We start from the raw sequence: 2,884 nt of genomic DNA, 5'->3' as shown, positions 1-2,884 counted from the left end.
TTGCAAAATAATATCATGATGATAATGTTTCCACTTGAATAAATTTCGCTTTTCCATACTGATCACGCACCTTTTTTAGAGTAATAGTATCAGTATGTCCAAGATTTAGAGATTACCTGCAATTATCTTGAAGTTTTCGCACCAGAACCCATAATAGGTTCTTTTTTTCTTAATACGTACTTTACTTACAAAACAAAACCGACTTTAAAGAAATTTTTACAATTCTCAATAACATATGCTGTTAATATTGCAGTTACAACTGTCGGCATTTATATTTTAGTTGACTTAGTAGGTTTAAATGAAATAATTTCACCTTTCCTAGCATCACTGACTGCGATACCTTTTACATATTTATTATCGAAAAAAATATTAGTTACGAAAATCGAAAGAATAGTATAGTGTGAAATTTACATAGGAAGCAACATTTTTATACCTAATGAAACTTGTAATGGGTGAAATGGCTGCAGAATTGGAGTGAAATAATAGCGAAGACTGGTCTCTTAGAAACCGGCTTTTAAAATGCTAACTAACAATGTCTTTTACTAAAAATAATAATGCCTATTATCATATAAAGGATGGTGCAATATGTCTGTTGAGGTACCAATTGTAATACCTAAAACCTTGATTATCATTCCCGCTTACAATGAAGAGGAAGCGATTGCAGATACATTAACAAGACTTTTAGAACTAAAAGAACACTTTGTAGGATTAGATATTTGCGTAATTAATGATGGATCCAAAGATAAAACACCTGCAATTGTCACAACATTCCCGGTACATCTTGTAAATCTACCTTATAATTTAGGGATTGGGTCAGCTGTACAGACTGGATACAAATATGCTTATGAAAATGGTTATGATATCGCTATCCAATTTGATGCCGATGGACAACATAACCCAGAAGATTTATATAAGATCATCCAACCTATTGCTGAAGATCAATGCGATATGGTACTGGGGTCTCGATTTACGGAAAAAACCGCATATAAAGGAAGTCTTTCAAGACGAATTGGAATATTTTACTTTACTGCCTTGTTAAAATTACTAACAAAACAAACATTTATGGATCCAACATCTGGATACCGCGCTATTAATCGCGAAGTAATTAAGATTTTCGCACACAATTATCCGAAAGATTATCCAGAACCAGAAGTGCTCATTCACTTAAAAAAGAAGAACCTTCGCATTAAGGAAATATCAGTTAATATGCAAGAAAGACAAGGGGGACAATCTTCTATTACACCTTTAAAATCTGCATATTACATGATTAAAGTAAGTTTAGCCATATTAATGCAAAAAATTGTGAAAGGTTGATAATTCATGCCTATAGTTACCTTTTCATTTATCTTTATCTTATTATTATTTTTCCTAATTATTAATTCTATACGTAGAGGTGCTTTAGACACAAAATATTCTATCCTTTGGATTTTCGTTTGTATCGCAATGGCAATTTTAAGCTCTACAGATAAAATTATAAATTGGATTGGGAAGCTATTACACGTAGAATACCCACCATCTGTTTTATTCTTGTTCGGACTTTTATTCTGCTTTATTTTAATTTTTGATTTAACTCGTAAGGTTTCTAAACAGCATCACCAACTTGTAACATTGACACAAGATTATGCGCTGCTAAAACAAAAATTAAATAATAAAGAACAAAATGATTCTTTACACGATGCATAATTAAAAATGACCTACTTTCTAATTTTAGAAAGTAGGTCATTTTTTAAAATATATCTCTTAGAGGGGTCCCGCCACATCGCTATCAAGCTAAGAAAATACAACTCCCCCAGAACGAGATTTTGTCCTAACTTGTAATAAAAAAGCTCATTTTTTCGTTTTGGGGTGGATTTGTTTTCTTAAGTTGATGGGCATGTATGGGAGGCCTAGTTAGCGTTTTAAATGTGTTTTCTCCAAACTGTCCTAGGGGCAGGGCGGTTTTTTATTTTGTTTTGATTCCTTTTCCCCAGCATTTATAGATAGGGATAATTGGCATTAATTCGATGATGTCAACCTTCCATTCTGGCGGTTCACCTTAAAAACGACTATCCACTTCATAATGTTCAAATCTAAATAAGTACTTTATTCCGAAAAGAAAAAACTTGTCTTTGTTCACATGTTCGTAACATCCTTATATAAAGTTTTTTAAGATCAAGTGTTAAACTTACTACAGTCCAAGAAATTCTTATAAACTCGACAACTCGATGATCTTAGTACTGCCCTGCATCCTCTGCAGGGCTTCCCTCATTTAGCTATAGTTATATACTTGTATGTTTCTTCAACCGGTTCTGTTGCAAAAATAAAAAAGAATAAAGTGCATATATACCTAACAGAATTGTATTTTAGGTTCTGGTGCGAAAATTTCAAGACTCTTGCAAGTAATCTCCTAATCTTGGACATACTGATAGTATGACTCTAAAAAAGGTGCGTCATCAGTATGGAAAAGGAAAATTTGTTTAAATGGAAGCATTATCAGCCTGAACTAATCTTATTAACAGTAAGGTGGTACCTACGGTATAATTTGAGTTTTCGTGATTTAGTCGAAATGATGGAAGAACGCGGGCTATTTATTGCTCATACAACCATCATGCGTTGGGTTCATCAATATGGCCCTATTAAGGTGTCATCTTAAGCCAACCAATGATTCTTGGCGAGTCGATGAGACGTATGTGAAAGTCAAAGGTCAATGGATGTACCTATATCGTTCCGTTGATTCAAAAGGAAATACGATTGATTTTTATTTAAGTAAAACAAGAAATCATAAGGCTGCAAAGCGCTTTTTCAAGAAAGCTTTGCGGTCTTTTCATGTTTCAAAGCCCCGTGTTATCACAGTAGACAAGAACCCAGCCTATCCTATGGCAATTGAAGAGTTGAAGAAAGAGAA

At 33.4% G+C, this 2,884-nt stretch carries 3 protein-coding genes and 1 pseudogene; all 4 read left to right on the top strand.

All coding sequences use genetic code 11. The features are described from left to right. Positions 1-111: 111 nt before the first annotated feature. A complete protein-coding gene (locus tag AC1DKZ_RS32570) occupies positions 112-399 on the top strand; it encodes a GtrA family protein (protein WP_476997951.1) in 288 nt (95 codons plus the stop codon). A gap of 186 nt (positions 400-585) precedes the next feature. Next, complete coding sequence (locus AC1DKZ_RS32565) at positions 586-1,314, top strand: glycosyltransferase family 2 protein (RefSeq protein ID WP_476997950.1); 729 nt, start codon at positions 586-588, stop codon at positions 1,312-1,314. 6 nt (positions 1,315-1,320) lie between these two features. Further along, positions 1,321-1,683: a DUF2304 domain-containing protein gene (locus AC1DKZ_RS32560; RefSeq protein ID WP_044441254.1), complete on the top strand. Its 363-nt coding sequence runs from the start codon at positions 1,321-1,323 to the stop codon at positions 1,681-1,683. Between the two features lie 754 nt (positions 1,684-2,437). Beyond that, positions 2,438-2,884, top strand: a pseudogene (locus AC1DKZ_RS32555) (IS6 family transposase); the annotation flags it as partial.

Source organism: Bacillus sp. 05T21 (genome assembly GCF_056396785.1).
This window is presented reverse-complemented; position numbering and strand designations above follow the sequence as displayed.

What these genes read in the sequence shown, in the direction of transcription:
- AC1DKZ_RS32565 (WP_476997950.1), top strand. Translation starts at nt 586, where the DNA reads ATGTCTGTTGAGGTACCAATTGTAATACCTAAAACCTTGATTATCATT.
- AC1DKZ_RS32560 (WP_044441254.1), top strand. Translation starts at nt 1,321, where the DNA reads ATGCCTATAGTTACCTTTTCATTTATCTTTATCTTATTATTATTTTTC.